This is a genomic window from Rhizobium sp. WW_1 (assembly GCF_003610155.1).
Taxonomy (GTDB): Bacteria; Pseudomonadota; Alphaproteobacteria; order Rhizobiales; family Rhizobiaceae; genus Rhizobium; species Rhizobium tropici_A.
In genome coordinates this window covers 72,157-97,624 of the sequence record NZ_RAIN01000004.1, presented here as the reverse complement: position 1 = coordinate 97,624, position 25,468 = coordinate 72,157, and the positions used below count along the sequence as shown (strand labels likewise).

Sequence of the window (25,468 nt, the reverse complement as noted above, 5' to 3'; positions counted from 1 at the left end):
GATGAACGCACCCACCAGGATCACCCCCCAGCTCCGTGCCGACTGGATCGGCGAATTCGCGAAGGCGGGACAGGCCAAAATACCGGATGTCGTTCAGCGGGTTTATGTCGAGGACCGGAAAGCGTATTTCGCGGTAACGGCAACCCAGCCAAGCCATGCGCTGTGGTTCCTGAACGGCGACCGCTATTTCGAGATCGATGAGGAGCAGATCACCCTCACCATGGCTGGTGGCGATCTGCAGAAAGCTGTGGATGCGTCTTATTTCCTTGGGTTGCCGACCATTTCCCTGCAGGGGGAGGTTTCGCTAACGCAACCGCTTCGAATGCGCCCGGGCGTCTCGATTTGGTCAATGCCAGGAGCTGGAAGGATCACGCAGGCGGCAGGTAAGGATCTCACGGTTTTGGTCGATTGGGACACCTATCTTGCTCGATCGGCGCATCTGAATGGGATCGAAATAGATGGCGACCAGGCTGGGAGATCGCAGTCGTTAAACATCGACCGATTTGCTTGCCTGATTGGTCGTGCCGATGATGTCAGGATAGACGCCTGCAGGGTCGGCGGCATTGTGGGCTATGGTATCTTTGTAAGCTCGGGAAAGCGGGCGCAGATCACAAACAACGAGATCTTCGATTGCAATGTCATCGCGATCTTCGCGAATGCGGTCAGCGTCGGCGACAGAGCTGGCCACCGAATTGCTGGAAACCGTCTTACCGGCTATATCGGCAACCATGCCATCGCTCTCTGGCGATCCCAGGGCTGCTATGTTGCGCGAAACTACATATCGGCTCAAAGCGTTCTGGCGGTCGCGGGAAATATTGTGGCAGGCGTATTCACAAGAACCGGAGGATCGACGCTAGAAAAAGTGCGACCTGGTCACTACGCAATTTACAGCGGCGGCTACGAGGCGCTCGTTACCGAGATCATCGATGCGAACACTATTCGATTAAACACCTCCAGTTCCGCAGCAGGTATCTTCGCGGCGTTTGGCACGGGAGATTTGCTTACATCAGCCGGCGGTCTCGACAACATTTTCGAAGGAAATGAAACGCTTGGTGGCGCTTCCTTGGGATGCTCAGCAACATCGAGTGATGGCATCGGCTCCGATTTCGGATCGATCTTCGAACGAAACACAATCAGGAGTATTGGCTCAGCCGGTCTATCGGTGCAATCGCAGGGATCGGCGAAAACGACTTTCGTAACGATGCGAAATAACTTTGTTGACGATTTTGGCCTTAATGGCCTGTCGGCAGACGCCAATTTTAGCACGGGCTGCACTATTGGCGGCTCCGACTCCGTCGGCTGCGTGGTTGAGGGTAATCACTATAGATCCACAACAACCACGAATAGAGGCATGAATATCATCACCAATTCGGTAGTGCGTGGCTCCAACAATGTGTCCGATACGATTGATCGCAGCATCCAGAATGGTGCGGAGGTAAGCTTCATCTCTGCCTTCCCGGGCGCTACCACGACCGTTGAGGCGTACGAAGATGTTGTGTATTTTTCCATAACAACCGGCGCGACCGCCCCTGACGTTGATCCGCAATTCTACCTTTCCCACAAGATCATCCCGATGCGTGGAAAGCGCGCGTCTTGTGAAATGACGCGAGCGCCGAATGCAGACCTTCTGCCAGTCAACACAAATTATCCAGACGATCAAAATGCCAGCGGATTTCAGATCAAGGGAACCTTGGCCCCAAATTCAACCTATCATTTTGTCGCTAGGCTATAGTTGTTGAATGCGGCACGGCGATCGCGTTCTCTAAGAAGCGATGCAATATCATCCATGAGTATTTCCGCATAAACCTTCTCGCCAAAGGTGGCCTTGCGTGCCCTATCTACGGCATCAAGCGCCAGCTCATAGCGGCGGCGCTTCAAATGAGCAGCGCCGATCTGGCTCCAATAAGTGGAATGGCTCGACCGAATATCTCGAATATCCTCAATAAAGCTCCGGATATCAGGTGCGCCAGAGAGCAGCATACCGGGTAGATGTTTTCCCAGTATAGGCGTTTGACCAAGGTAGCTCAGTACGATGTGCCCAGCAAACGGAAGGGACACAAGCCTCAAATTATGGGTTTCGAGGATCTTCTCTGCATTCAATCGATCTCTCACATTCATGGGATCGAGCATTAGGATGCCGCTAGGCGTGCTGCTGGTTTCTACTTCGTCGAAGGTGAAAGGAACGTTTTTCATATCCTCGCGCCATCTGTCTTCCCATGGTGCCTTTTTCTGGTCCATCGAAAATTGCGGTGCGAAGGCCACAACTCTTCGAAAAGAAAGATGGCGTGAGAAATTGAGCGCCGCATATGCGCCCATGCTCGACCCGTACCCGATCCGACCTCTGGAGCCGCAGTGTGCGTCAATGACCTCAATAGCCTTTAGTATTTCGTCATTTTGGTACCAGTCGTTGCGAGCGCACTTTACGGAAACCACATTGATATTGTTGGACGTGAGGTATTGCAGGCCAAACGGCTCTCCATCGAGGCTCGGAGCGTGGTGCCATGCATCGAAACACACAACGACATCGCCCATATCGGCAATTGCGGCATGCACGCGGATGAAGCGGCCGCCAAATATTATTGAAGAATTCAAAGTCATGTCTGCCCCCAGTGGGCGAAGAAAGCATAAGCTGTATTGCAAGTCCAGATTGCTTTTCTATGGTTCCGCTCGGTTTTGATAAGTGTGGTTCGCCGCCACAGCGAAGGAAGTTGCGGCGGCATGCATTTGACCCTATCCGCGCCGCCCTAAACTCGGTTCCGATCACAACTGGAGCCGTTCATGTTCAACGCAACTATCCTCGCCGCGATTCGATCAGTCGCCTTAGCGCAATAGTTGCGATCCAGAAAATCCGTATCCTTTAGGAAAACCCCATGAAGCCCAAACTCGTCCCGAACGCGGGGCGGGTGCTTAAGCGTTCGCTCAGTCTGCGGATGATCGAGGCGTTTGTCGCGATCACGCTGCTCGACTTGGCGGCGTCGCTGGCGCCTGCCGTAGCGTCATACCTTCCTTTCAATCCTGTCTGGCTTCTCGCCCTTGCGTCCGTCTGCGGCTCGTTGGCGTGGGCCTTCCGGTTCGTCCTTCAATCCAAAATCTCAGGAGATCGCGATGCCGATCAGTAAGCTCCGCTCCACGCCGCGGGCCAAGGCCCTCATTGCTTCCATCGTGGCCGCATCGGTCGCCGGGTATGTCGCGATCTTTCCGGGGCAGCCGAAGGTCCACGATGACGTGGCGCTTGCCATCAAGACGGCTATGCCGTGGGAAGGCCGCCAGCTCGTCGCCTATTTCGACCGGATCGCCAAGCCGCCGGTCTGGACGATCTGTGACGGCGATACGGATGACGTTCGCCCGGGTCTGGTCGAGACGCCGGCCGGCTGTGATCAGCGAACCGCCATGAAGATGGAGAAGCGGTATCGGCCGGCGCTCGTTGCCTGCATTCCCGACTGGGATAAGCAGCCGCTCGCCTGGCGCGGTATGATGCTGTCCCTGTCGTGGAACATCGGGACCGGGGGCGCCTGTGGCTCGACGGCGGCTCGGATCGTCAACGATGCTGCCCGCCAGAGCAGGCGGCCGGATTATCTGGCGAGCTGCAATGCAGCGACTGCTTTCAACAAGGCCGGCGGTCGTATGATCATCGGCCTCGCCAAGCGCCGCGAGATGGGGGATGCCTCCCGGATCGGCGAAGGCGAGCTTTGCGTATCGGGGATCTGATCATGTTCGGTTTTGGCATCTTCGATTATCTCAAAATCGGCGCCGGCATAGCGCTCGGCGCATCGCTCGTCTTTTACCCGGCGCGCTGGATCGGCCAGGGCGAAGGCAAGCAGATGGCGGCAACCGCCGCGCTCTCCAAATCCGTAACCCTCCTTCGCGATAGGAATGTCGTCAATGATCAGGTCACTTCTTCTGACGCTGCCTCTCTGTGCGCTGATTTCGGGCTGTCAGACAGTGACGCCGCAGAATGCGTGCGACGGCTGGCAGAAACTAACGCCAAGCCTGGGAACGTCAGTAACGGTCCTGCAGACGGATCGTCCGTTTGCCAACCAAGTCGCGGCTCACAACCGATTCGGCCATGAGCAAAAATGCTGGTGAGGGCGGCTCATGCCTAGAGCCGTCTCGCTTGCCTTGTTCATCCTGACCGCCGGCGCACTCATCACCATGATCGCTGGCCGATTGCTTTCTCTCCTGCCGTGAAAGACCGACCCTGATGGCGCCTCCGGATGATAATCACATTCACCAACAGATTGGCTCTCTCACGGCCAAGATTGACATGTTGATAGAGGCCACTCGGCGATCAGAGGAGAAATCCGACGTTAGCCGGGCCTCGATGCATCGACGTATGGATGAGATCGTGGATCGGGTTGCTAAGGTGGAAAATTCGGCAATCTCGGTTCAGGAAGATGTCAAGGAAATGAAGCCGATCACGGATGATGTGAAGCGTTGGAAGTTAATGGGAATCGGCGCGTTGGGCGTGATCGGCGTCGCAGGGATGGCGCTCGGGGTATCATTCGCCGATGTGTTGAAACGAATAGCAACCGTGTTGATCGGTCGCTAAAACCTCCTGCCGCCCTTAGGCTGAGGGTACTCCTCCCACCTGTGCTCAAAGCAGTACCAGCGAGTTTCGCCCTTGCCGATGTTATACCCAAGACTGCCCCACACCTTGCAACCGGGATGCTCGCACCAGTGTTCGAAAAGGACAGAGGGCGCCTGACGCGGGATAGCGTTGGCTTCATCGCTCATCAGTTTAGACCCGAGCCGCGCATGTGCCGCATCGAGGATGCCAAACTCCCCGAAAAGTTCTCGAGGCTTTTCAGCGCATAGGCAAATTGCACCTTGGCTCTTTCATCAGGTGTTCGCTCTCCTGATTCTTTCAGATTGGAGCCGACGCGCGCCAGCACATCGTCGATGTATGCGCCGATGTTGCCGGATGCCGAGCCGACGCTCGCTAAGATGTGGGCCATCAGAAGCTCATGCATCAAGCAGCGGCCTTTGAGTTCGGTGATCAGCTTTTCCAGATGATCGGCACGCTCGTTTTCCATGTCGGACCTCACTTTTCTTTCTTTGGTAGAAGAATGATTTCATCGTCTGGTAGTGGCCGTTGAAGCGCCTTCGCTTCTTCCCACTGCGCCGTAAGCCAGGTTTCGATCTCGTCCTGATTTCTCAGGATTGCCGGCATGGCCTTCTGATGGATCGGCCCAACGACCCCGTTCGGCTCAGTCGTTAGGAAGCCGAAGAGATCGACCGTAATCTCTCCCTCCTTCACCTTCCTCACCGATCGCCATTGCGGCACCCATAGGCCCGCAAAGAACATCAGCGGCTCGTCCGGGCTGCGGGCGAACCAAGCGTTCGGCGTTCTGCCTCCGTCGACCTTGCTGGCCGGATCCGGCTCGGCAAAACGGTTGAAGGGCACCACGCAGCGGTTCTCTACGCCGAGCCACCTCTTCCAATGCTTGCTTGAGGTGTTGCGAACGTTTGTCGTTCCGCCGTCGGGCTCCATCCTCAGAAGCTCGTCAAAGTCGACCTGCTTGCCCTTGGCGCGGAGCTTGTCGGCGCGCTTGGTGGCGGCGTCCAGTTGGGCTTTCTGGGAGGATGGCAATCCCCACCGAACCTTGGCAAGCTCCCGGCCGGCTGGCGTGTTCCGAACGATCGGCGCCATCTGATCGGGGTAAAGGTCAAGCTCCGGTTCGAGGTTGCCGATACTGTCGATCAACGCCTTCGTGATCTGACGGATGGCTTCCTGGTTGGTCGAGATATTATAAAGATTGCACATACAAAACTCCTCTATCCCCGCGCCAGCGATGTGACGACAATATTCGCCAAGCCTTTGAGGCCGCATTTCCGGCACCTTAGAACGCTACTGGCACCCGAGACCGGTGCATCTTCCCCAAGAGCCTTCTTTAGTTTGACGGCGTCAATCTCGCTCTTTCTCCCGCACGAGCAATGCGCATAAAGCCTATGCCATTCCCTCAGGTCGGAAAAGAGAAGTGCATCCTTCCTGTGCTCCTGCGGGTTGATGTATCCCATTCGTTTCGCCCACTCGTCTGGCGAGAAGTGATAGTGCATCTTGCAGCGGTTATAGACCGTGCTTTCGGTGCGCTTGCATCCCAGCGACTTTGCGACGAGCGCTGGAAGCGAAGGCATCGACAGATTGCCATGCTCTTCCATGAGAGCCGCTGGCTTGATCCGTTTGAGGATCTCGCAATCCTCGCAGATGAAGTCGATTGTTTCGCCCTTATAGTCTGCAAGCATGTTCGGTGGAGATTCTACGAGCTTAACGTGCGACATCGGGTCATTCCGGCTCGTAAGCAGGCCTAAAACCGCGGCCAAAACCCTGGCTCATTGCTGCCTCGGTCAACGCAAGCTGACCACGGACGAACTGCAGCATCTCCAGCGCCGCAGCGATCGTTGCCCTGGCATCGCCGTGATAAAGGGCAAGAGCCGCGTCCACCGGATCAATCTCTGGTTCCTCAATGGCGATCTGTTCGGCAGTCATTGGTCGCACGTCTCCGTTCCGCCGTTAAGGGCGGTTCTCACATAGGAAATTTTGGAAAACTGAGGCTACTACGCCTCGTTTGTTCTCAAAATGTTCTCATTTTTGGGGAGAGTCAAGCACCATTGAAAATGCTATGGGTGCCACATGAGAATCGCCGTTGCCACGATCGCTGCTCTGATGTTTGCCAGCCCGCTTTATGCCGGGGAGCCTGTGACCGCGAGAATATCCGTCTGCTTCACGCCGGCCGAACAGTGCGAGGCCCAGATCGTTGATGCGATCGACAAGGCGCAATCCTCCATCCGGGTCCAGGCGTATGGCTTCACGGCATTCCCGATCATCCATGCGCTACAGCGGGCCGCGGGCAGGGGCGTTGAAGTCTTGGCTATCCTCGACAAGACGAACGAGCGGAAATATTCGGGCGCCACGTTGTTGGACGCCGCCGGCATTCCGGTCTGGATCGATTTCGAGCCAGCGATTGCCCACAACAAGATCATCGTGGTTGACGAGCACCTGACGATCGGCGGCTCTTACAATTACACCGCAGCGGCGCAGAAGCGGAATGCGGAGAACGTGACCTTTACTGAGAGCCGGGAGTTGGCCCGCGAGTATCTGGCAAATTGGGATAGCCGGCTGAAGGTGTCGAGAGCGTTTGAAGGTGCCAGGACTAACGCGCCATCAGGGCAATGATCTCTGCGCAGTGCTCTTTATAGAGACGTGTCATAGTTACTCCGTGCTCGTCGTCCCCGAGTACATGGGGATCACCGGTCATTTCCGAAAAGAAATTCATCACGGCCACACGAAGGGTCATAGCTTGCGCACTGGAAAGCTGTTTGCCGTTAATGGTGACGGAAGCCTCGTCGCTCATTCTCCCGCCTCCTTGCTTTCCTGAAGGGCTGCGTCGATCATGGCTTGCCATGCATCTTTGAGTTCGCCATCGGTGACGGGGTTTCCATCGTTCCATATCCAATCCCTCATGGCGGGAGCGTCAAGAATTTCTGACGTAGGCTCTCGCGCCGCCTCAAAGAAGGCTCTAGCGAGAGCGCATGATTTCTGGCGTCTTTCATGAAAATCAAGCGTATCTCCTCTTGTCGGGATAGGGATATTACTCTCCCAAACATCGGGATCTATTGCCCTAGCCACGCGCTCAATCATATTCATTGGTGGTATCCTTTTGACCGTGAACAAAACATGTCTCACAATTTATTCCGTAGGTGAACGCCACAGAAACAGAGTGACACGGGCGTATAGAAACTGCTCAAGACTGCAGCTGCCTCTACAGCTGAACACCAGAGTGAGGACGTAGCGCAGTCTAAAAAATAGATAGGCTCGCAATCCCCGCAGGCGGTGACTTTACGCGTATTTAACCTCGGTCAGCGTCATTGCTGTCTGATGTGGTGTCGACCGAGGTTAGAATACGCCACAGCGTTGAGCATTCGTTCGGTTGGGGTCTCCACACAGTGCTGGACGATAGATGCTTTAATATCCGGCTCACAAATCCTGTGCTCAACTCATTATTCTGTGGAGGGGCACCGGCGCACGCCGCAATGCGCACATGTTATTCATTAGGATCTCTTCGCTCACGAATCACTGCACCGTCCGTTTTCACAAGGGCAGGCGATTGCGATTGAGAACGAAATTGATCCAATGGAGTCCTTCATGGCTGACATCCGCGCACCACTTTCCGGGGTGATACCGAAGATTTCCGTCGTCGGTGTCGGCGGTGGCGGCGGCAACGCGATCAACAATATGATCGCGCAACAACTTCAGGGCGTCGAATTTATCGCGGCAAATACGGATGCGCAGGCGCTCGCGACGTCCAAAGCCACCCGGCGCATTCAGCTTGGCGCACAGGTGACGGAAGGTCTTGGCGCTGGCTCCTTGCCGGACATCGGACGAGCAGCTGCCGAGGAATCCATTGACGAGATCATGGATCACCTCCAGGGCACGCACATGTGCTTCGTGACGGCCGGAATGGGCGGCGGCACTGGCACGGGCGCCGCCCCGATCATCGCCCAGGTCGCGCGGCAGGCGGGCATCCTCACGGTCGGAGTCGTCACCAAGCCCTTCACGTTCGAAGGCAACCGGCGCATGCGCACAGCCGACGCTGGCATCGAGCGGCTCCGTGAGAGCGCGGACACCGTCATCGTCATTCCCAATCAGAACCTGTTTCGCATTGCGGATGCTACGACCACCTTCGCAAATGCATTCGTGACTGCGGACCGGGTCCTGTATTCGGGCGTCAGCTGCATCACCGATCTGATCATCAAGGAGGGTCTCATCAACCTCGACTTCGCCGATGTTAAATCCGTGATGCGGGGAATGGGGCGCGCAATGATGGGAACGGGCGAGGCCTCAGGACCGGGCCGCGCATTGAAAGCGGCAGATGCCGCCGTTTCGAACCCGCTTCTGGACGACATGAGCATGAAGGGCGCACGGGGCGTGCTGATCTCCATTTCCGGCGGAACGGACATGACGCTATTCGAGGTCGATGAGGCCGCCAGTCGCATCCGCGATGAAGTCTTTGCCGATGCCGATATCGTCGTCGGTGCGATCTTCGACAAGAATCTCGACGGCGTGTTCAGGGTATCGGTCGTAGCGACGGGTCTGGAAAGTCTCTCGGCATCCGCTGGTCAGCCCATGGAAATCAATATGGATCGGTACTGACGGGCTTGGGCTTGGTAGTCCTGATTTATTCCTTCGATTGCATTAGAGCCCCGGCGCCTGCGACGGGGCTTTTTCTATACGTCAAAGCGCGCCGTTCTTCGGCGGAATCACATCGTTGAGGTGATAATTGCCGACGACGTGATATTTCCAGCGAACAGGGTCATGAAGCGTATGCGTGCGCGCATTGCGCCAGTGCCTATCGAGGTTGAGGTCGAGCTTGACCGAGGCCGTACCGGCAAGCTCGAACAGGGTGTTCGTCGCCTCGATGGCGATTTCCGTCGTCAGCACCTTGGCGGCCGCTACGGCGAGCGTTGCCTCGACCACTCTCTTTTCGGTTGTCTCGACCTGCGCGGCATCGACCTTGCGCCCGGCGCGCTCGACGGTCGCAGTTGCAGCTTCCAGTCGGATAGCGATCTGGCCGACCTTGGCGATCGTGAGCGGATCGTCGCTTGCACGCTCGACGCCGCTATCCATCCAGGGACGGGATCTCGTCTTCACGAAGTCGAGTGTTTCGGCAAAGGCAGCCCGGGCAATGCCGAGATCGACGCCGGCATGGATGATCTGGCCGACGGAGCCGATCGTCGTCGGCCGTTCGAAGCCCTTATGGTGGAGCACGACATGATCGGCATTCACATAGACATTGTTGAGGACCGTGGTGCCGCTGCCGGTGGTGCGCTGTCCGAAGCCGTCCCAATCATCGATGATCTCAACGCCTTCCGTACCTTTTGGAACAAAGGCCATGACAAGCTTGTCGGCTTCATCGAGCGCGAATACAGTGACCCAATCGGCGAAAAGAACGCCGGTCGAATAGAACTTGCGGCCGTTGATGCGATAGCCCGGACCATCGCGGGTGATGCGGGTATTGTGATGCCCGACCGTCTTCGTGCCCCTTTCCGAAAGGGCGTTGCCGAAACGATCTCCGGCGAGCGCCCGGCTGAAGAAATAGCGTTTCTGATCTTCCGAACCGTCGATGCGCAAAGCTTCGAGAATGTAGAAATGGTTCTGCGGTATCTGGCCTAACGAGCCGTCCGCCTGTGCCAGGATTGCCGTGATTTCGGCCAGCGTCGCATTCGAGACATCGAGCCCGCCATAGTCCTCGGGCACGGTAATCGCCAGCAGGCCGGATAGTGCCAATGCATCCATTTCGGCAAAGGGCAGCAATCTCTCGCTATCGCGCTGCGAGGCGGTGGCGGCAAAGTGCGCGGCAAGCTCCTGCGCGACGGCCAGCGCCTGTTGCTCGGTTTCCAGCAAGGCCGCCTCGGGATGCGTGGCGTTGATATGGTGCAATTGCGCGTTCATGAGCAGGCTCCGATTTCATTCGGCGCCACGATGCAGCATTCAAAGCGGGGCTTCGAGGAAAGGCATTTCGTTTTTGGGAATGCGACTGCCTCTTCATTCCTTTCTCTATAGAATTTATAGTCATTTACTGCCCAAGGCTACGCCAATGCGGATAGAGATTGATGTTACCACCGGTTAGCGGCGACCGGCTCGCCAGTCTTCGAAGCGTGCGTGGGCCAGCGCAAGCGAAGCAACGACCGGCGTGAAACCGTGGAATGGCAGGGGGCGGCTGGATTGAAGCGGTATCGGCAGGGAATCCGCCGTCTCGCCGAGGGCCAGTCTCGCCAGCGTCCGGCCGAGCTGCGCCGTCATGGCGATACCCCGGCCGTTGCATCCGATCCCGCCAAAGAAGCCGTCACCAAAATGGTAAAGACGCGGCAGGAAATCCGGCGTCATGATCGCCGTCCCAGTCCAGACGATCTCCACGCCTGGATGGCGCGGCAGGCGGAGTTCGGATGCTAGCCGGTCGACGACGGCGCAGCCGACGCGCTCGAAGGCGCCGATCGGATTGATCGCCATGCCGCCGCTGATCAGCCTGTTGTCGCGGTCTAGCCGATAGGTAAAAAGATTGGAGCGCGTATCGCCAACCGGGCGTCGGTGCGGCGCGATACGGGCAACCGTTTCCGTCTCGATTGGCTTGGTCGCCACCTGATAGACCCTGAGCGGCACGCCGGTGCGCCCCATGCGGGTCGCAACACCGCTCGTAAAGGCGTTCGTCGCCAGAAGCACGCTGTCCGCCTCGATCTCCCGGCCCGCAAAGGCAATCCGCCAGATGCTGCCATGTCGCTCGACCCGATCCACCGGGCTGCTTTCGCTGACTTTGCCACCATGCCGCGTTACGGCATGCGCAAGACCATAGAGATAGTTCAACGGATGGATGGTTCCGCCGGAATGATCGATCAACCCGCCAGAATAGATATCCATTCCCGTTTCGCTCTGGATCTCCCGGGCCTCGAGGAATTCGACGGGACGGCCAAGCTCCGCCCAATCGCGGGCGCGTTTGCGCAGAACGTCGGCCATAGCCTCGCCATAGGCAGGCTGCAGCCAGCCGGTCTGGGCTGCATCGCAGGCAATCCCTTCTTCGGCGATGGTCGTATAGACCCGATCGGCTCCCGCGCCGACGAGAGATAGAAGGGCGTCGGCTTTATCGCGAGGCAGCTTTTGGCGAACGGTCGCTGGATCCGCCTTTGCGAAATTCGGAACGACGAAGCCGGCATTCATGCCGCTTGCGCCGGCGCCCAAGCGGCCCGCCTCCAGAACGCAGACGGAACGGCCGGCGCGGGCAAGATGAAGTGCCGCCGTGAGGCCTGTAAACCCGCCGCCGATCACCACCATATCGCAGTGTGAAGGCAGCTCGCGGACAAGCTCCGGCGGCGGGTTGGCCGTCAGCGTCCAGAGCGTCGGATTGGTGGGGCGGGCAATGCTGCTGGGCATGAGCGGGTGATCTTCCAAAACCTATGCCAGATCGCTGTCTCGATATGCCGGCCGCTGAAAGGAATCTCTGGTCCATGTTTTTTAGACGAGGCGCCGTTTCACGCGCCTCGTCATGCTTTCAATGACTTGTGCCAGATTACTTGATCTTGTCCTTGAGAGCTGCGACGTCTTCCATCTTTAGCTCACCATCGGTCGTGACCTTGCCATCGGCGATCTTCCACAGGCGGAACGGGCCGGTGATGTCCCCATACTGATCGAAGGAAACCGGGCCGATGACGCCTTCGTAGCGGATCGGCTTGCCTTCCTTGATGAGGCCCAGCGCCTTGGCGAACTCGTCCTTGCCGGCATAGATCGGCGTGCCCTTCGGGTCGACGACCTTGTAGATGTCGTCCTTCAGCTTGGACGTGTCGTCGCCGGCGATCGCAAGAGCCAGACCAACGATCGCGCCAGCGTCGTAGGCGCGGTCCGCGGCCGGGTTGGTCGGCTCGATGCCAGAGAAATCCTTGTAGTTCTTGTTGAAGTAGTCGGTCGACGGCGTCGGCGTCGTGCCGGACGACGTTCCATAGGCATCCTTGAGGTAATCGGCTCCAACGGAGTCGATGAAGTCAGGGCTGTTCATGCCGTCATTGAGCAGGAATTTCTGCGGGCCGCCCTGCGAGATCCAGGTGCGGGCAATCGTGGCGCCGTCGACCGGTGTGCTGACGAGATAGAGACCATCCGGGCTGCCTGCCATGCCGGCGGTGACTTCCGACGCATAGCTAGACTGCTTCTCATTGTAGGGCGTGGTCGAGACGATCGTGCCGCCGAGCGCCTTGTAGGCCTTCGAGAACTCAGCGACCATGTTGACGCCGAAGTCGCTGTTGACGTGAATGATCGCCAGCTTCTTGAAGCCCTTGTCGATCGCGTATTTGGCGGCAGCGATGCCCTGCAGCGAGTCCGAGGTGATCGTGCGGAAGAAGATGCCGTTGGTCTTGCCTTCACGGCCGAGCGCCGTCAGCGTCGGCGAAGAGGCGGCCGGCGAGATCTGCACGACCTTGGCGGGCGCAGTGACCGAGGTCAGGATCGGGATCGTGACTGAAGAAATGATGCCGCCGATAACAGCGGGAACCTTCTTCACCTGCACGAGCTGCGTGGCAGCGTCGACTGCGACGTTGCCCTGGCTCTGGCTGTCGCGCGTATCCGTCACCAGATCGCAGCCGTGCACGCCGCCGGCGGCATTGATGTCACGAAAGGCCATCTCGACGGATTTCGCGCCGGCCTGGCCATATTCGCCGGCCGGACCGGTCAGTTCCATCACGAGACCCACAGTCACCTTGCAGTCGGCGGCATTGGCAACACCGGCTGCGGCCAGAAGGGCCAGAGCCGTCGTGATTTGAAATATCGTCTTCTTCATCTTTGTTCCCCTTGTTCGGTCAACGATTTTCATTTTGATTTTAGGAACCTGTCAGTTGTCCGGCATCTGCAGCCAGGTTTCATGCAGATGCTGCCATTCGACACCGTTGGGCGCCGATGAACTTGCGGTGAAAAGCGCGCTTGCCTGACGCCGGCTATATTTGCCGGCGCGCATCTGCGCCTCGACATAGGTGAGAACGATCATGTCCTCCGTCTCAAAGGTCGCGCGGATATCGGAAATCTCGATGCTGAAATTGCCGTGAAAGCTTGCCCGGTTTGCCCGGATTAGCTCGATGGTCTCCGGGCGGTCGAAGACGCGCCCTGTCGGCGGGATCATATGAAAAGCTTGGCCGAAGGTGTGTTCGCAGCGGCCGAAATCCGTATCATCGGCGGTTGCCGCATCATACCAGGCTTCGAAGAAGCGATGAAAGTCGATGACCTCGGCGCTGGCTTTCCTGAAGAGAGACGATTCCTGGCTCATACTTTTCCTGCATTGAGGTTGTAGTGCATGATCGAGCCGTGCCTGCCGGCGCGGTCACGCTCTAGCGTGTACACATCACCTTCAAGACCCGGGCTCTGGGCGATAATGTCCGAGATCTGCCCACGGTCTTCGTCCGAGAGCGAGATATCCATAATCTTTGCATTGGCGAGCGCATGCGCCTGGTTGCGCGCGCCGACGATGACGGCGGCCACCTGCGGCTGTTCCAGCACCCAGGCGCTGGCGATCGTGGCGATATCGACGCCATGGCGATCACCGACGGCCTTCAGCGCACCGAGCAGCGATTGGAACAGCTCCCAGTCGCCGAAATCGTCGATGATCAGCTTGTATTTTACGAGAGAGCGATTCTCGAGCGGCATCTCGGGCTCGGGCTGCCCCAGCCATTTGTCGCTAAGGAAGCCGCCTGCCACCGAGCCGTAGCAGAGGAATCTAACGTCGTTTTCAGCCGCCAGCTTGGCGAGGCTGTGCGACGGCCGCTGATCCAGAACCGAATATTGCAGCTGCTGACTGACAAGCGGAATGCCGGCAGCTAGGATCTCGGCAATATGCGGCGTGTCGAAGTTGGTTGTGCCGACATTGCGCACCTTGCCTTCCCGGCGCATCTCGTCCAGCCAGCTCAGCGCTTCGAGATAGCCGGGCAGGGCGTAGTCCCACCAGTGAAACTGCACCAGGTCGAGCTGCTCGGTTTTCAGCTTGCGTAGCGATTTGTCGACGATGCCGCGAATATAATCGCGGCTGATCGTTGCCAGTTTCTCAAGATCGGGCACCAGCTTCGTGTGCACCTTCATGGCACCTGCGGCTTCCGCGCCGCGTTCATTGCGAAGCCGCTCCCGTGCCTCGCCGATCAGTTCCTCGACCCCGGTATAGATATCGGCGCAATCATAGGTGCGGATGCCGACGTCGAAGGCGGCGATCAGGTCGGTGACGGCCTGGACGCGATCGATGGCGCCGTGTCCTCCGGCAAGCTGCCAGCCGCCGCGGATGACGCGGGAGATCTTATATCCGGGGCTGAGCTCAAAAGTCTTGGCGGTCATGCGGTTCATTCTCCTTCAGGCAACGGCACGGCCGTCGTTTCGGCATGGCTGAACCGCCGCTTGCTCGTTCTGACGATCCGCAGCCGGCTCGCGCAGTTGGGGTCGGGGCAGGCGATTTCCGCATCCGAGGTCATCCAGTCGTTCTTATGGGTTGGTCGCTGTTTGGCCGCGAGCAACGGCAGGACGGCGGATATCGAATAGATCGAAAAGCCCTGTCCCGGCGGCAGGGACAGCATTTCGCCCTTGAGCTCGAAATAGTCGCCCGGCTTGGCGCCGCAATAGATCGGCTTGCCCTCAGGTATGACGGCCTCGACCCTGAGATCGAACAGCTCGAAACTGTCGTCGACTGGTGCGGTCATCTCATATCTCCGCGCGCTCGAAGGTGACTTCGCAGGCGCCGTTGCGGCGAATGACGCCGCAGGCTGCGGCGAAATCTTCTCGTTCGTCGGGACGGACCTGGGCGACGACGCTGCCGGCAAGCCAGCCGATGGGGAACAGCAGGCGAGCACCTTGTCCATAAAACAGGCCGATATCGAAAATGGCGTCGGGGTTGCCGCCCCACATGCGCGGAGGCACATAGCTCAATATGATATCGCCGGGCTGTGGTGTCAGCGTTGCATTCTCCGCCGGCAGGGCGCTCGCATAGGAAGCGCCTATCAGATGCGCCGGCGGGACAGGGCAGGAGATTTCCGGGCCGGTCCACATCGCATGAATGCCGCCGACCACACGCGGCTCGCTGAGATATGTCCACAGAAAGGCTGCATTGTCCGGCGACTTGGCATCCAGCAGCGGCGCATGGACGTTGAGACCGGAGCGTGGTTCGGAGATCTTGATGGCGCGCTGGCTCATATGGATAGGCCCTTCTTCGCTTCTGCTTCCAGTTTGCTGCGCAGGAAGGTGAAGGGCCGGCTGATATCTGCGACCAGCGCATTGCGGGCTTCTTTGGCATCCTGTGCGGCCATCGCCTTGACGATGGTGCGGTGATAATGGGCAGTGTCGACCTCGCCGGCGTCGGAGAAGGCGTAGATTGCGACACGGATACAGGGACCTGATTGCAGCCATAGGCTCTCGATCATCGGGATCAACACAGCCGAGCCGCAGGCGCGATAGATCTCGAAGTGGAAAGCCTGATTGAGCGTCACCTCGCGGTCGACATCCTTCTTGTGCTTGAGGGCGCGCATCTCGTCCCATTCGCCAAGCATGCTTTCGATGGTGGAAATCTGGCGCGCGGTCATGCGGGTCGCTGCAAGCGCGATCGCCTCGCCTTCGATCAGAATGCGGGCACGCAAGAGGTCGTCCATGCGCTCGAGCGTGATCGGCGGCACGCGAACGGATCGGTTGGGGAGGGCTTCCAGCGCCTTTTCGGTGATCAGCCGGCCGAGCGCCTCGCGCACCGGCATGGTGCTGGTCATCAATGCGTCGGCAAGGCCTCGGATCGTCAGCACCTGGCTCGGCTCGAAAAGGCCGCCGATCAGCGCGCGGCGCAGCTCGGAGTAAACCCGGTCTTGAACCGTCTCACGGCCAACGGGCGCAAGCTGTGCGGCAATCGGATCGCTCTTCTCTGCGGCGGCCTTTTGCATTCGAAATCCCTTTTTCGGCTTGCAGAGTGGATTAAAGCTGATTAGCGTGATCAATGCAAGTGTGATCACAAATCAAATAATCAGGGAAGCGCAATGATCGCTTTCCGGCCAGAGGGATCTCATGAGTACGACCACTGAACGACATGGCGAGGACGCTCGGCCGGTTCTGAGCGCAAAGAACGTGGTGCGCCGGTTCGGCGGCATCACTGCCGTCGGCGATGTTTCGTTCGATGTGCGGCAAGGCGAAATCCTGGGATTGATCGGCCCGAATGGAGCCGGCAAGACGACGATGTTCGATCTGCTGGCCGGCAGCGTTGCTCCCACCAGTGGCGAGATCACGTTGAATGGCACGCCAGTTGCCGGTGAGGCGGCGCACCGCCGGATCGGCCGCGGTCTCGGACGCACATTTCAGATTCCGCGGCCCTTCCCCAATCTGACACTTCTCGACAATGTCATGCTGGCTGCACAGGATCAGGCGGGCGAGCGCTTGCTGTCGAATTTCCTGCGCCCGTGGAAAGTCGCGGAGCAGGAGAGGGCGGCTCATTCAAAGGCGATGGAACTGCTGGATCTCGTTCACCTGACACGTCTGGCGCATGAACCCGCGCGCGTTCTGTCCGGTGGACAGCGCAAGCTTCTGGAGCTTGCTCGCGTCATGATGGCCGATCCCGCCCTCATTCTGCTCGATGAACCCGCTGCCGGCGTCAATGCCACGCTTCTGGAGACGATTATCGACCGCATCCGCGATATCAACCAGCGCGGCGTCACCTTTCTGCTGATCGAGCACAATATCGATATGGTGACGCGGCTCTGTCATCGCGTGCTCGTCATGGCGAGCGGCCAGCTTCTTTGCGAGGGGACGCCGGAAGAGGTTGCTCGCGATCCGCGCGTCATCGAAGCTTATTTGGGAGGCGCGGCATGAGCGAACCCGTGCTCATCGTTCGAGATCTCGTCGCCGGGTACGAGCCTGGCGTGCCCATTGTGCGCGGTGCCTCGATCACCGTTGCGGAAAAAGAGATCGTCGTCGTCCTTGGTCCAAACGGCGCCGGAAAATCGAGCTTTATCAAGGCGATTGCGGGCCTTGTTCCAGTTGAAAGCGGTTCGGTGAAACTCGCCGGCACCGAGATCACCCGCGCGCCGGCACATAACATGGTGCGGCTCGGCCTCGCCTTTGTGCCGCAGACGGAAAATGTCTTCCCGCTGATGTCCGTCGAAGACAATCTGAAGGTTGCCGGCGGCATTCTGAAGCCGAAGGAAGTGCCTGTTCGCATCGAGGAAATGTATGCGACCTTTCCAGATCTCGCGCGCCATCGTCGCATCGCGGCCGGCAATCTTTCCGGAGGACAGCGGCAGATGCTGGCCGTTGCGCGTGCCCTCATCGTTCATCCAAAGCTTCTCGTTCTCGATGAACCCTCGGCGGGCCTCTCGCCGAAGTTCGTCTCGATGGTTTTCGACATGCTGACCGAGATCCGCAAGTCGGGCGTGACCATTCTGCTGGTCGAGCAAAATGCAAAGGCGGCGCTGGCCATTGGCGATCGCGCCTATGTTCTAGTCGAGGGCAAGGACAGGCATGAAGGCATTGCATCGGAGCTTTGGAACGACCCCGTCGTGGCTGAGCTCTATCTCGGCCAGCGACCGGCACCGTCAGTCAACGGAGGTGCGGCATGAACCTGCAATTTATCGTCGACGGATTGCTGACGGGCTCCATGATCGGTCTTGGCGCCATCGGGGTGACTCTGACCTATTCGATCCTGCGCTTTTCGAATTTCGCCCATGGCGACTTCATGGCTTGGGGCACCTATGCGACCCTTGCCGTCGTCAGCGCCATCGGAGCGATCTTCGGCAAGGTCGCACCGATCGGCCCGCTCTCCTTCGGCTGGCCGCTGATCGTCGCGGTGATTGTCGCCATGGGCTTTACCGGCGTTCTTGCCCTTGCGCTCGACAAGGTCTTGTTCGCCAGGCTGCGAGCCAAGGGCCAGTCGATCATCGTCGTCATGGCAAGCTTCGGCGCCTCCATGGCGCTACGCAGCCTGCTTGAATTCCTCTTCACCTCACGCCCGACCTATTTCAGTCGTGCCATCCAGATCGCCATGCCCGTCGGCTTCGGCATTCGCATCACGCCCGATCAGATCGCGCTTTTGATCGTCACGGCACTGCTGGTTTTCGGCGTGCATATGCTGATGACGAGGACGCAGACAGGCCGCTCCATGCAGGCACTCAGCCAGAACCCGGCGCTTGCCCGTGTCGTTGGCATCGATGTCACCAAGGTCGTGCGCATCACCTGGCTGATCGGTGGGGGGCTCGCCTGCGTTGCCGGCGTCATGATCGGCATCCTCGTGCAGATCCGCCCGCTGATGGGCTTCGACATGCTGCTGCCTATGTTTGCCGCAGCCATTCTCGGCGGCATCGGCAGCGTGCCCGGAGCTGTTCTTGGCGGCCTGATCATCGGACTTGCTGAAGCTGGTGCGGTTCAACTGATCGGAGCGGAGTGGCGCGCTGCCATCTCCTTCATCATCCTGATGGCGGTGCTGTTCGTCCGGCCGATCGGGCTTTTCGGAGTGAGAGAGCGATGATGGATATTATTGGCTACGGCGCTTTCTTCCTGACGACGGCGTTGATCTTTTCGTTCATTACGCTCGGATTGAACCTGCAATGGGGACTGACGGGCCTTTTCAACGTCGGCCTTGCCGGTTTCGTCGCCATCGGCGCCTACACCTCGGCTCTGTTGACGACGCCGGATACGGCCGGGCGGTTCGGCGGATTCGATTTGCCGATCCTTATCGGCTGGCTGGGCGCAATGATAGTGGCCGGCGTTGCCGCCGCGATCATCGGCGTGGCGACGCTCCGGTTGAAATCGGACTATCTGGCGATCACCACCTTCGGCGTCGCAGTGGTCGTCCAGCTTGTCGCGCTGAATGCGCAAAAGCTGACAGGCGGCCCCTTCGGCATCGGCTTCATACCCCGGCCGTTTTCGAGCCTTGCCGAGACGCCGCTGCTCTTCAACTTCGCCAATCTCGGCGTTGTGGTCGCCGTGCTGCTGGTCGCGTATTTTGCGCTGGAGCATTTGGCGCACAGTCCCTGGGGGCGCGTGCTGAAAGCGTTGCGTGAGGATGAGCGCGCGGCAGTTTCGCTCGGCAAGAGCGCACGTTTCTATCGCGTTCAGGCATTTGCCGTCGGCGGCGCGATCATGGGGCTCGCCGGCGCGATACAGGCGCATTTCATCGGCTTTATCGCGCCTGACAACTATCTTCCGATCCTGACGTTTCAGGTCTGGGTCATGCTGATCGTCGGTGGTTCCGGCAGCAACAAGGGAGCTATCATCGGCAGCATTGTTGTCTGGGCAATCTGGGCTGGCTCAGGCGCGCTGACAAGCGCACTCTTCTCTCCGGAGCAGCAGGCTCGTGCCGCCTCGCTGCAGATCGTCGCAATCGGCGTCATGCTCTGCATAATTCTGCTGGTGCGCCCAGGTGGGATTCTTGGGGACATGCCTCGCCGGCGTCCGGCTGCGCGTCGATCCTCCCCTGCCACGGACGAAGCCAGCTCTTCCTGACGCTTCAGGACGGCAATCCCGAACGGACGATGGATCAATCTTTGACGACGACGAAAGGCATGATACTGAGAAGCATGGACAACGTTTCCCGCACCAACTTGCAGATTATTCTCGCCATTCACTGAATGGTGGGTCGGATATTTGTTGTCCAAGCAAAGAAACCCGCCCAGAGGCGGGTTTTCTTTTTCCGTCTCGTGGGCTCTCCCGGAGTTGGAAATGTCAGATCAGGAATTCAACAGCGATCTTCAGGCCTCTCATCGCGCGACGCTGCACATGCTGTGCGGAAAGATCGCTGCCGGAAAATCCACCCTCACCGCCGAGCTGGGCCGAATGCCCTCCACCGTAGTTATCAGCGAGGACTTTTGGCTGAGCCGCCTGTTTGGCCCCGAAATGAAGGATGTTGCGGACTACATCCGTTGCTCACGGCGACTGCGCGAGGCCGTCGGTCCGCATGTTCAGGATTTGCTGCGTCTCGGGGTCTCTGTCGTACTGGATTTTCCTGCGAACACGGTCGCTATGCGGGCCTGGATGAGGACGCTCTTCGAGGCAGCCGGTGCCGATCATCGTCTGCATTTCCTCGATGTGCCCGACGAGGTGTGCAAGGCGCGTCTTCGCGCCCGCAACGCTGCTGGTACGCATGATTTCGCAGCCTCGGATGCCGAATTCGAGCAGATCTCCAGCTATTTTGTCTCACCATCGGAGACTGAGGGGTTTAACGTCATCCTTCGGTCGGCCTGACGCTCGACATCCTACCAGACCGGACGGCGCCGGGGTTTGCTGCATCCTCGGCGTCGCTGGAGAGTTGGACTGTGCCGAAAGCAGCACGCAGTTTTCGCGGAAACGTTTGAGCCTAACCTAGCCCTTGACCGCGCCGGCCGTCATCGAGCCGGAAAGCTGCCGATACATCACCAGGCCGAGCAAAGCCGGCGGCAGGGCGCCGAGGATCATGACCGCCGAAGCCATGCCCCATTGCACGCCGCCGCCACTGGCCGCAAAGAAGAACGAGGCTCCGACCGTCATGGGAACGGCTTGATTGGTCGTTAGCATCAGTCCGAACAGGAATTCGTTCCACGCGGTGATGAAGCCGAAGATGAAGGTGGTGACGAGGGTGGGACGAACCACCGGACGAATGACCCTGATCATGATGTGGAAAACGCTTGCCCCATCGACCGTCGCGGCCTCATCGAGTTCGATTGGTATGTCGGATATGGCATTGACCAACATGACCAGCGCCAGCGGAATGTTGACGATCGTCAAGATAAGCCCGAGGCCGATCCGCGTGTCGAGCAGGCCGAGCCACTGATACATCATGTAAAGCGGGATCGCGAAGACGACCAGCGGCACGGCGCGAAGGTTGATGACCAGCGGAAGCAGGAGCTTTTGCCCGGTTTCGCTGCGGGCAATCACGTAAGCTGCCGGAAAGGCGAGCACGATCGCCAGCAGCGTGCCGATCAGCGCTGCCGCCGCGCTGTTTGCGAGATAGAGGAAAATGTTGAAGCGCTCGGTGTCCGTCAGTACCTTCAGATAGTTGTCGAAGGTCGGTTGCTCGATCCATAGGCCGGCATTGCTGGAGATCTCGCGCGTCGTCTTGAACGAGGTGATGAGGGTGACGAGGATCGGAAAGTTCATGGCAAAGACCACAATGCCGTAGACGATCCAGCGCAGGGGTTTCAGCATCTCATCTCTTCCTTCGCGCGCCGAGCCAGTTCAGGCCATAAAGAACCAGCAGCGATGTGATGAACAGCACGACGGAGGCTGCAACCGCCTTGCCGATGGCGCCTTCCTTGAAGAAGGCCTGGTAGATGTAGATCGACAAAGATGTCGTCGATCCGCCAGCGCCGCTGCCGGTCAGGGCATAGACATTGTCGAACACCCGGAAGCCGTCGATGAAGCGGATGAAGAAGGCGACGGTCAGCGTCGGCATCATCAGCGGCAGCTCGATACGCCACAGGCGCTGCAGTCCGGTCGCCCCGTCTAGCGCCGCCGCTTCGCGCACGTCCTCGGGAATAGCGATATAGGCAACATAGAACAGCAGAAAGGCGAAGGGGGTCCATTGCAGCACTTCGACGACGACGAGCGTGCGGAAGGCATTCTGAAAGTCGAGGAAGGCCGGGCTGTCGCCGAACCACTCGAAGAGATAATACGGCACCGGTCCGGCAAATTCGTGCAGCACGAGGCGATACATCAGACCGACCATGGCCGGCGCAACCATCAACGGCAGCATCAGCGGCGCCATCAGCACGGGCCGTGCTGACAGAAGCGGCTTGAGGAAGATCGCCAGGAAAAGGCCGAGCAGACACTCCGAAACGGCGGTGATGATGCCGAAGCGGACGGAGAACCAGACCGATTGCCAGAACGACGCGTCCGTGAGCGCTAAGACATAGTTGTCAAAGCCGCTGATCCGGGGGCTGCGCAAGGTCTCGAACGAGACGGTCGAGATGGAATAGACGAGATTGAGGAGAGCCGGGAAGCCGAGGAACAGCAGCAGAAACCCGACAAGGGGTGCCAGGTAGAGTCTGCCTTCAGAGCGTTTTACGAGAGCCATGGGTGTCAGCCGTTGTGGCCGGATGCCGTCGAGCCGGCATCCGGCCCTTGTCCCTATTTCTTCAAGAGATCCTGCATGCCCGCCTTGGTATGGGCAAGCGCATCCTCAAGACTTTGCTGGCCGGACCAGTAACCGGTGAATTCCTTGGCTTGCAGTTCGTAAACCGAAAGCGCCTTGGCGGAGGTGGCACCCGTCATGACGTAGCCATACTTGCTGGCGAATTCGCCGAGCTTCACGAGATCGGGGCGTTCCTTGGCCACCTTGGCGACGACATCCGGTGTCAGCGCGGGCGAACCGCCTGCGCGGGCATAGGCAAGGGCCGCATCCTCGGAAGACAGCCATTTGAGGAACTTGATCGCGCCTTCCTTGTTCTGCGCGTGCTTGTTGAGCCCGAGGCCGAGACCGTGAATATGATCGGCGCGTCCGTTCGGCCCGGCCGGTGGTGCAACGATGCCGGTTACGTCAGCGACGGCAGGCGATTTCTTCGGGTCCGTGAGCTCAGCCGCTGCCGCATTCCATTGCAGGGCAGTCGCGGTTTGCCCGGAGCTGAAGGCGGCATTGGTTTCGGGATATTCGTAGCTGAGCGAATCCTTCGGCGACGCACCGGCGTCATAAAGCGTCTTGTAGAGTTTCAGCGCCGTCTTGTAGGCATCCGAGTCGATCGTGACGTTGCCGCTGGCGTCCATCCAGTCGCCGCCATAGGAGCGCGGCAGGGACTGGAACACCATCATGTTGAAGAGAAGGTTCTTCATCTGCAGCACGGTGCCATAGCGGACCGGGCTCTGGCGGTTGACTTGCTTGCTGAAATAGAGCGAAGTCGCCGCCCAATCGTCCCATGTCCAGTCATCGGGCTGCTTGGGCGCAAGCTCCTTGCCGAGATACTTCTTGGAGATCTCGGCATACTTGGCCTTGGCGTCGGGATCGGCGATCAACGCGTCGACGAGATCCTTGCGGTAGTACATGAAATGCAGCGACAGATCGGTCGGCACGCCATATTGCTTGCCGTCGAACTGCATCGTCTTCAGGACGGTATCGCCGAACACCTTCGAGGCGTCGGCATTAAGCTCGATCGGCTCCATATAGGGCGCATAGCGACCGATCGAATAGGTTGCGACCAGATTGACGTCGAAGGCATTGGAGCCGGCCGCCATATCGGCCTGCAGCTTGTCGAAGAAGCCGTCGCGGTTGAAGAACAGAAGTTCGACCTTGTCGGCATCCGACGCCGTCTTGTTGTAAAGATCGGCGGTGGCGCGCAGCGCCGTTTCCTCGGAACCTCCCGGCCAGCCGAGGACGACGACCTTGGCGTTGGCAAGGCCCGGCAGCGCTGTTGCTGACAGCATCAGGGCAAGCATTGCAGATGATATGTGCTTGAATTTCATTCTCGTTCCCTTTCCTTATCGTTGTTGGTTGAATGCGGCAGGCGTGTCTATCGCTGGCGCCCGGCCAGGTCCGCCGCGCCGATGATGCCGGCATGGGGGCCGAGGCTTGCCGCAACCAGATGCGGTGCGAGATGCGGAGCCAACCCTGCGAGCTGTGCACGAACAGCTTCGAGATAGCCGGGCGCCAGACCGATACCGCCACCGATGACGATGCGTTTTGGCGCGAACATCATCTGTATGTCGCGGCATAGAAGTGCGACGCGCGCTGCGGACTGTGCGACGATCGCCTCGGCCCAGTCAGTGCCTTCGCGTGCCTTTTGGAAGATCTCGGGCGCCTCGGCCGGATGCCCGGTGCGGGCGGCTTCCGCTGCCATCCATCGGCCGGAAACGACATCTTCCAGCGGAGCTTGGCCGTGCGTGGGTCCGCGGATGAGGCCGAAATGACCGGCAAGGCCGAGCAATGGCTGCCCGTTGACCACGACACCGCCGCCAATTCCTGTGGATATGGTCAGGAACACGGTGTCCTCGTTATTACCGGCACCGAACCTGTGTTCGCCCCAGGCTGCCGCCTGCGCATCGTTGACGGCGAAGGCCGGCTTGCCGAACAAGTTTTCAGCTTGCGCCGCCAACGGATAGGCGTCCGGAATTGCGAGCGTCGCGGGATTGAGTGCAGACCAGCGCCCGTCGTCTATCAGGCCGGTTGCGGCGATGCCGACGCGGTCGTACTGCCTGCTCCAGGACTGTGCCTGTTCGGCGATGGCCGCCAGCCACGCGTCCGGCCCTACCTGCCGGCTGGTCGCGATCGTCCTTTCCGCAAGCACCTGCGTGCCCCTGACCAACGCTGCCAGGGTCTTGGTTCCGCCGATGTCGATTGCGAGCGTGGCGCCTTCGCGCTGCGAAAAGGCAGTCGAGACGGCGGCGTCGAACCAGGACGTCACATGCTCTGTCCGCGTGATCGCCGAGCCGACCACGACGGCGCCGGCGCCCGCCCGCACTGCCTCGGCGGCCTGTTCAGGCGTGCGGATACGGCCTTCCGCGATCACGTAGGGGGTCAGCTGCCGCATGGCGGCAATTAGCGCGATGTCCGGTTCGACTGGCTCGGGGCCGCCGACATAGCCCGACATGGTCGTGCCGACGAAGTCGACGCCGGCTTCAAGCGCACGTTCCGCATCCTTCAGACAGGAGCAATCCGCCATGGACAGCAGGCCCCGTGCCTTGATGGCGGCAAGCAGCGCCTCGATGGTTTCAGGACGAGGTCGATCGGTGGCGTCGAAGGCGATAATATCGGCGCCGGCATCGGCTAGGGCCTCGACGTCGGCGATGAAAGGGGTAATGCGCACCGGACTATCATCAAGGTCGCGTTTGACGATGCCGATGATTGGCGCGTCGACGGCGGCTCTGACGGCGGCGACATAGGCCGCCGACTCGATGCGCAGCGCGCGGGCACCGGCGGCCAGGGCCGCGCGTGCAAAACCGCTGACGAAAATCGCCTCGTCCATCGCTCCGCCCGGCACGGGCTGGCATGATACGATGAGGCTCAGATTGAGATCTTCTTTGCGCATTCGACAC

31 protein-coding genes are annotated in these 25,468 nt (G+C 59.4%); 12 read left to right on the top strand and 19 right to left on the bottom strand.

The genetic code is table 11. From position 1 onward, the window contains the following. The first annotated feature begins 1 nt into the window (after position 1). Entirely contained in the window at positions 2 to 1,732 is a 1,731-nt protein-coding gene (locus tag BJ928_RS13445; protein WP_047629733.1) for a right-handed parallel beta-helix repeat-containing protein, read from the top strand. Here the strand turns inward: BJ928_RS13445 and BJ928_RS13440 are convergent. Further along, entirely contained in the window at positions 1,711 to 2,598 is an 888-nt protein-coding gene (locus BJ928_RS13440) for an alpha/beta hydrolase (protein ID WP_047629730.1), read from the bottom strand. The genes BJ928_RS13445 and BJ928_RS13440 overlap by 22 nt on opposite strands. A 272-nt stretch (positions 2,599 to 2,870) precedes the next feature. On the opposite strand from BJ928_RS13440, the gene BJ928_RS13435 reads away from it, so the two are divergent. The 4 genes from BJ928_RS13435 to BJ928_RS13420 all read left to right on the top strand — a co-directional run bounded on the left by BJ928_RS13435 (position 2,871) and on the right by BJ928_RS13420 (position 4,549). Next, positions 2,871 to 3,119 carry a hypothetical protein gene (locus BJ928_RS13435; RefSeq protein WP_047629728.1) on the top strand — a complete coding sequence of 83 codons (249 nt, stop codon included), beginning with the start codon at positions 2,871 to 2,873 and terminating at the stop codon, positions 3,117 to 3,119. After that, the gene (locus tag BJ928_RS13430) at positions 3,106 to 3,708 is read left to right on the top strand and encodes a glycoside hydrolase (protein ID WP_047629725.1); all 603 of its coding nucleotides are present in this window, start codon (positions 3,106 to 3,108) and stop codon (positions 3,706 to 3,708) included. The genes BJ928_RS13435 and BJ928_RS13430 overlap by 14 nt, the downstream gene beginning before the upstream one ends. A gap of 2 nt (positions 3,709 to 3,710) precedes the next feature. Beyond that, complete coding sequence (locus BJ928_RS38805) at positions 3,711 to 4,070, top strand: hypothetical protein (protein ID WP_052227530.1); 360 nt, start codon at positions 3,711 to 3,713, stop codon at positions 4,068 to 4,070. A gap of 131 nt (positions 4,071 to 4,201) precedes the next feature. Further along, positions 4,202 to 4,549 carry a DUF1515 family protein gene (locus tag BJ928_RS13420; RefSeq protein ID WP_047629722.1) on the top strand — a complete coding sequence of 116 codons (348 nt, stop codon included), beginning with the start codon at positions 4,202 to 4,204 and terminating at the stop codon, positions 4,547 to 4,549. A gap of 184 nt (positions 4,550 to 4,733) precedes the next feature. Here the strand turns inward: BJ928_RS13420 and BJ928_RS13410 are convergent, their stop codons facing one another. The 4 genes from BJ928_RS13410 to BJ928_RS13395 are packed head-to-tail and all read right to left on the bottom strand — an operon-like array spanning position 4,734 to position 6,487. Then, a complete protein-coding gene (locus BJ928_RS13410) occupies positions 4,734 to 5,033 on the bottom strand; it encodes a hypothetical protein (protein ID WP_047629720.1) in 300 nt (99 codons plus the stop codon). A gap of 8 nt (positions 5,034 to 5,041) precedes the next feature. Further along, on the bottom strand, positions 5,042 to 5,764 hold the full coding sequence (locus BJ928_RS13405) for an SOS response-associated peptidase (RefSeq protein ID WP_047629718.1): 723 nt from the start codon (positions 5,762 to 5,764) through the stop codon (positions 5,042 to 5,044). Positions 5,765 to 5,775: 11 nt separating this feature from the next. Continuing rightward, the gene (locus tag BJ928_RS13400; RefSeq protein ID WP_052227529.1) at positions 5,776 to 6,279 is read right to left on the bottom strand and encodes a hypothetical protein; all 504 of its coding nucleotides are present in this window, start codon (positions 6,277 to 6,279) and stop codon (positions 5,776 to 5,778) included. Positions 6,280 to 6,283: 4 nt separating this feature from the next. Continuing rightward, the gene (locus BJ928_RS13395) at positions 6,284 to 6,487 is read right to left on the bottom strand and encodes a hypothetical protein (protein ID WP_052227528.1); all 204 of its coding nucleotides are present in this window, start codon (positions 6,485 to 6,487) and stop codon (positions 6,284 to 6,286) included. Between the two features lie 144 nt (positions 6,488 to 6,631). Between BJ928_RS13395 and BJ928_RS13390 the strand changes: the two genes are divergently transcribed. Continuing rightward, positions 6,632 to 7,174 carry a phospholipase D family protein gene (locus BJ928_RS13390; protein ID WP_047629716.1) on the top strand — a complete coding sequence of 181 codons (543 nt, stop codon included), beginning with the start codon at positions 6,632 to 6,634 and terminating at the stop codon, positions 7,172 to 7,174. Here BJ928_RS13390 and BJ928_RS13385 read toward each other — a convergent pair. Both BJ928_RS13385 and BJ928_RS13380 read right to left on the bottom strand, forming a co-directional pair. Beyond that, positions 7,152 to 7,352, bottom strand: coding sequence for a hypothetical protein (locus BJ928_RS13385; protein WP_047629714.1), 201 nt, complete (start codon positions 7,350 to 7,352; stop codon positions 7,152 to 7,154). The genes BJ928_RS13390 and BJ928_RS13385 overlap by 23 nt on opposite strands. Further along, positions 7,349 to 7,645 (bottom strand): hypothetical protein, encoded by a 297-nt coding sequence (locus BJ928_RS13380; protein ID WP_047629711.1) that lies wholly within the window; start codon positions 7,643 to 7,645, stop codon positions 7,349 to 7,351. The genes BJ928_RS13385 and BJ928_RS13380 overlap by 4 nt, the downstream gene beginning before the upstream one ends. Positions 7,646 to 8,143: 498 nt before the next feature. On the opposite strand from BJ928_RS13380, the gene ftsZ reads away from it, so the two are divergent. Further along, positions 8,144 to 9,151 carry a cell division protein FtsZ gene (gene ftsZ / locus BJ928_RS13375; RefSeq protein WP_047630440.1) on the top strand — a complete coding sequence of 336 codons (1,008 nt, stop codon included), beginning with the start codon at positions 8,144 to 8,146 and terminating at the stop codon, positions 9,149 to 9,151. Between the two features lie 81 nt (positions 9,152 to 9,232). Here the strand turns inward: ftsZ and BJ928_RS13370 are convergent, their stop codons facing one another. From BJ928_RS13370 to BJ928_RS13335, 8 genes are all read right to left on the bottom strand, one after another. Then, positions 9,233 to 10,450 (bottom strand): SfnB family sulfur acquisition oxidoreductase, encoded by a 1,218-nt coding sequence (locus BJ928_RS13370; RefSeq protein ID WP_047629708.1) that lies wholly within the window; start codon positions 10,448 to 10,450, stop codon positions 9,233 to 9,235. 174 nt (positions 10,451 to 10,624) lie between these two features. Next, positions 10,625 to 11,923 carry an FAD-binding oxidoreductase gene (locus tag BJ928_RS13365; RefSeq protein WP_047629705.1) on the bottom strand — a complete coding sequence of 433 codons (1,299 nt, stop codon included), beginning with the start codon at positions 11,921 to 11,923 and terminating at the stop codon, positions 10,625 to 10,627. Positions 11,924 to 12,059: 136 nt separating this feature from the next. Beyond that, positions 12,060 to 13,316 (bottom strand): ABC transporter substrate-binding protein, encoded by a 1,257-nt coding sequence (locus BJ928_RS13360; RefSeq protein WP_047629703.1) that lies wholly within the window; start codon positions 13,314 to 13,316, stop codon positions 12,060 to 12,062. 51 nt (positions 13,317 to 13,367) lie between these two features. Further along, a complete protein-coding gene (locus BJ928_RS13355) occupies positions 13,368 to 13,796 on the bottom strand; it encodes a DUF4440 domain-containing protein (protein WP_047629700.1) in 429 nt (142 codons plus the stop codon). Then, complete coding sequence (locus BJ928_RS13350) at positions 13,793 to 14,848, bottom strand: aldo/keto reductase (RefSeq protein WP_047630439.1); 1,056 nt, start codon at positions 14,846 to 14,848, stop codon at positions 13,793 to 13,795. The genes BJ928_RS13355 and BJ928_RS13350 overlap by 4 nt, the downstream gene beginning before the upstream one ends. A 5-nt stretch (positions 14,849 to 14,853) precedes the next feature. Continuing rightward, entirely contained in the window at positions 14,854 to 15,207 is a 354-nt protein-coding gene (locus BJ928_RS13345; RefSeq protein ID WP_047629698.1) for a TIGR04076 family protein, read from the bottom strand. A gap of 1 nt (position 15,208) precedes the next feature. Further along, complete coding sequence (locus BJ928_RS13340) at positions 15,209 to 15,697, bottom strand: DUF3830 family protein (RefSeq protein WP_047629696.1); 489 nt, start codon at positions 15,695 to 15,697, stop codon at positions 15,209 to 15,211. Next, the gene (locus tag BJ928_RS13335; protein WP_120296539.1) at positions 15,694 to 16,428 is read right to left on the bottom strand and encodes a GntR family transcriptional regulator; all 735 of its coding nucleotides are present in this window, start codon (positions 16,426 to 16,428) and stop codon (positions 15,694 to 15,696) included. The genes BJ928_RS13340 and BJ928_RS13335 overlap by 4 nt, the downstream gene beginning before the upstream one ends. A 121-nt stretch (positions 16,429 to 16,549) precedes the next feature. Between BJ928_RS13335 and BJ928_RS13330 the strand changes: the two genes are divergently transcribed. From BJ928_RS13330 to BJ928_RS13310, 5 genes are all read left to right on the top strand, one after another. Beyond that, on the top strand, positions 16,550 to 17,347 hold the full coding sequence (locus BJ928_RS13330) for an ABC transporter ATP-binding protein (RefSeq protein WP_047629693.1): 798 nt from the start codon (positions 16,550 to 16,552) through the stop codon (positions 17,345 to 17,347). After that, on the top strand, positions 17,344 to 18,093 hold the full coding sequence (locus BJ928_RS13325) for an ABC transporter ATP-binding protein (RefSeq protein ID WP_047629691.1): 750 nt from the start codon (positions 17,344 to 17,346) through the stop codon (positions 18,091 to 18,093). The genes BJ928_RS13330 and BJ928_RS13325 overlap by 4 nt, the downstream gene beginning before the upstream one ends. Beyond that, entirely contained in the window at positions 18,090 to 18,998 is a 909-nt protein-coding gene (locus BJ928_RS13320; protein WP_047629689.1) for a branched-chain amino acid ABC transporter permease, read from the top strand. The genes BJ928_RS13325 and BJ928_RS13320 overlap by 4 nt, the downstream gene beginning before the upstream one ends. Continuing rightward, positions 18,995 to 19,975, top strand: coding sequence for a branched-chain amino acid ABC transporter permease (locus tag BJ928_RS13315; RefSeq protein WP_047629687.1), 981 nt, complete (start codon positions 18,995 to 18,997; stop codon positions 19,973 to 19,975). The genes BJ928_RS13320 and BJ928_RS13315 overlap by 4 nt, the downstream gene beginning before the upstream one ends. Before the next feature lie 216 nt (positions 19,976 to 20,191). Continuing rightward, positions 20,192 to 20,713, top strand: a complete 522-nt coding sequence (locus BJ928_RS13310) for an ATP-binding protein (RefSeq protein ID WP_047629685.1) — start codon at positions 20,192 to 20,194, stop codon at positions 20,711 to 20,713. Between the two features lie 117 nt (positions 20,714 to 20,830). Here BJ928_RS13310 and BJ928_RS13305 read toward each other — a convergent pair whose 3' ends face one another. Genes BJ928_RS13305 through BJ928_RS13290 form a run of 4 tightly spaced genes read right to left on the bottom strand, consistent with a single transcriptional unit; the run spans position 20,831 to position 25,461 of the window. Beyond that, a complete protein-coding gene (locus tag BJ928_RS13305; RefSeq protein WP_047629683.1) occupies positions 20,831 to 21,652 on the bottom strand; it encodes a carbohydrate ABC transporter permease in 822 nt (273 codons plus the stop codon). Position 21,653: 1 nt separating this feature from the next. Continuing rightward, complete coding sequence (locus tag BJ928_RS13300) at positions 21,654 to 22,520, bottom strand: sugar ABC transporter permease (protein WP_047629681.1); 867 nt, start codon at positions 22,518 to 22,520, stop codon at positions 21,654 to 21,656. 53 nt (positions 22,521 to 22,573) lie between these two features. Then, positions 22,574 to 23,899: an extracellular solute-binding protein gene (locus BJ928_RS13295; protein ID WP_047629679.1), complete on the bottom strand. Its 1,326-nt coding sequence runs from the start codon at positions 23,897 to 23,899 to the stop codon at positions 22,574 to 22,576. A gap of 47 nt (positions 23,900 to 23,946) precedes the next feature. Then, positions 23,947 to 25,461, bottom strand: a complete 1,515-nt coding sequence (locus BJ928_RS13290) for a putative N-acetylmannosamine-6-phosphate 2-epimerase (RefSeq protein WP_047629678.1) — start codon at positions 25,459 to 25,461, stop codon at positions 23,947 to 23,949. Between the last annotated feature and the right edge of the window lie 7 nt (positions 25,462 to 25,468).

Excerpts from the sequence above, each read along its gene's own strand:
- BJ928_RS13445 (WP_047629733.1), top strand. The coding sequence starts at position 2 with ATGAACGCACCCACCAGGATCACCCCCCAGCTCCGTGCCGACTGGATC.
- BJ928_RS13440 (WP_047629730.1), bottom strand. The coding sequence starts at position 2,598 with ATGACTTTGAATTCTTCAATAATATTTGGCGGCCGCTTCATCCGCGTG.
- BJ928_RS13435 (WP_047629728.1), top strand. The coding sequence starts at position 2,871 with ATGAAGCCCAAACTCGTCCCGAACGCGGGGCGGGTGCTTAAGCGTTCG.
- BJ928_RS13430 (WP_047629725.1), top strand. The coding sequence starts at position 3,106 with ATGCCGATCAGTAAGCTCCGCTCCACGCCGCGGGCCAAGGCCCTCATT.
- BJ928_RS38805 (WP_052227530.1), top strand. The coding sequence starts at position 3,711 with ATGTTCGGTTTTGGCATCTTCGATTATCTCAAAATCGGCGCCGGCATA.
- BJ928_RS13420 (WP_047629722.1), top strand. The coding sequence starts at position 4,202 with ATGGCGCCTCCGGATGATAATCACATTCACCAACAGATTGGCTCTCTC.
- BJ928_RS13410 (WP_047629720.1), bottom strand. The coding sequence starts at position 5,033 with ATGGAAAACGAGCGTGCCGATCATCTGGAAAAGCTGATCACCGAACTC.
- BJ928_RS13405 (WP_047629718.1), bottom strand. The coding sequence starts at position 5,764 with ATGTGCAATCTTTATAATATCTCGACCAACCAGGAAGCCATCCGTCAG.
- BJ928_RS13400 (WP_052227529.1), bottom strand. The coding sequence starts at position 6,279 with ATGTCGCACGTTAAGCTCGTAGAATCTCCACCGAACATGCTTGCAGAC.
- BJ928_RS13395 (WP_052227528.1), bottom strand. The coding sequence starts at position 6,487 with ATGACTGCCGAACAGATCGCCATTGAGGAACCAGAGATTGATCCGGTG.
- BJ928_RS13390 (WP_047629716.1), top strand. The coding sequence starts at position 6,632 with ATGAGAATCGCCGTTGCCACGATCGCTGCTCTGATGTTTGCCAGCCCG.
- BJ928_RS13385 (WP_047629714.1), bottom strand. The coding sequence starts at position 7,352 with ATGAGCGACGAGGCTTCCGTCACCATTAACGGCAAACAGCTTTCCAGT.
- BJ928_RS13380 (WP_047629711.1), bottom strand. The coding sequence starts at position 7,645 with ATGAATATGATTGAGCGCGTGGCTAGGGCAATAGATCCCGATGTTTGG.
- ftsZ (WP_047630440.1), top strand. The coding sequence starts at position 8,144 with ATGGCTGACATCCGCGCACCACTTTCCGGGGTGATACCGAAGATTTCC.
- BJ928_RS13370 (WP_047629708.1), bottom strand. The coding sequence starts at position 10,450 with ATGAACGCGCAATTGCACCATATCAACGCCACGCATCCCGAGGCGGCC.
- BJ928_RS13365 (WP_047629705.1), bottom strand. The coding sequence starts at position 11,923 with ATGCCCAGCAGCATTGCCCGCCCCACCAATCCGACGCTCTGGACGCTG.
- BJ928_RS13360 (WP_047629703.1), bottom strand. The coding sequence starts at position 13,316 with ATGAAGAAGACGATATTTCAAATCACGACGGCTCTGGCCCTTCTGGCC.
- BJ928_RS13355 (WP_047629700.1), bottom strand. The coding sequence starts at position 13,796 with ATGAGCCAGGAATCGTCTCTCTTCAGGAAAGCCAGCGCCGAGGTCATC.
- BJ928_RS13350 (WP_047630439.1), bottom strand. The coding sequence starts at position 14,848 with ATGACCGCCAAGACTTTTGAGCTCAGCCCCGGATATAAGATCTCCCGC.
- BJ928_RS13345 (WP_047629698.1), bottom strand. The coding sequence starts at position 15,207 with ATGACCGCACCAGTCGACGACAGTTTCGAGCTGTTCGATCTCAGGGTC.
- BJ928_RS13340 (WP_047629696.1), bottom strand. The coding sequence starts at position 15,697 with ATGAGCCAGCGCGCCATCAAGATCTCCGAACCACGCTCCGGTCTCAAC.
- BJ928_RS13335 (WP_120296539.1), bottom strand. The coding sequence starts at position 16,428 with ATGCAAAAGGCCGCCGCAGAGAAGAGCGATCCGATTGCCGCACAGCTT.
- BJ928_RS13330 (WP_047629693.1), top strand. The coding sequence starts at position 16,550 with ATGAGTACGACCACTGAACGACATGGCGAGGACGCTCGGCCGGTTCTG.
- BJ928_RS13325 (WP_047629691.1), top strand. The coding sequence starts at position 17,344 with ATGAGCGAACCCGTGCTCATCGTTCGAGATCTCGTCGCCGGGTACGAG.
- BJ928_RS13320 (WP_047629689.1), top strand. The coding sequence starts at position 18,090 with ATGAACCTGCAATTTATCGTCGACGGATTGCTGACGGGCTCCATGATC.
- BJ928_RS13315 (WP_047629687.1), top strand. The coding sequence starts at position 18,995 with ATGATGGATATTATTGGCTACGGCGCTTTCTTCCTGACGACGGCGTTG.
- BJ928_RS13310 (WP_047629685.1), top strand. The coding sequence starts at position 20,192 with ATGTCAGATCAGGAATTCAACAGCGATCTTCAGGCCTCTCATCGCGCG.
- BJ928_RS13305 (WP_047629683.1), bottom strand. The coding sequence starts at position 21,652 with ATGCTGAAACCCCTGCGCTGGATCGTCTACGGCATTGTGGTCTTTGCC.
- BJ928_RS13300 (WP_047629681.1), bottom strand. The coding sequence starts at position 22,520 with ATGGCTCTCGTAAAACGCTCTGAAGGCAGACTCTACCTGGCACCCCTT.
- BJ928_RS13295 (WP_047629679.1), bottom strand. The coding sequence starts at position 23,899 with ATGAAATTCAAGCACATATCATCTGCAATGCTTGCCCTGATGCTGTCA.
- BJ928_RS13290 (WP_047629678.1), bottom strand. The coding sequence starts at position 25,461 with ATGCGCAAAGAAGATCTCAATCTGAGCCTCATCGTATCATGCCAGCCC.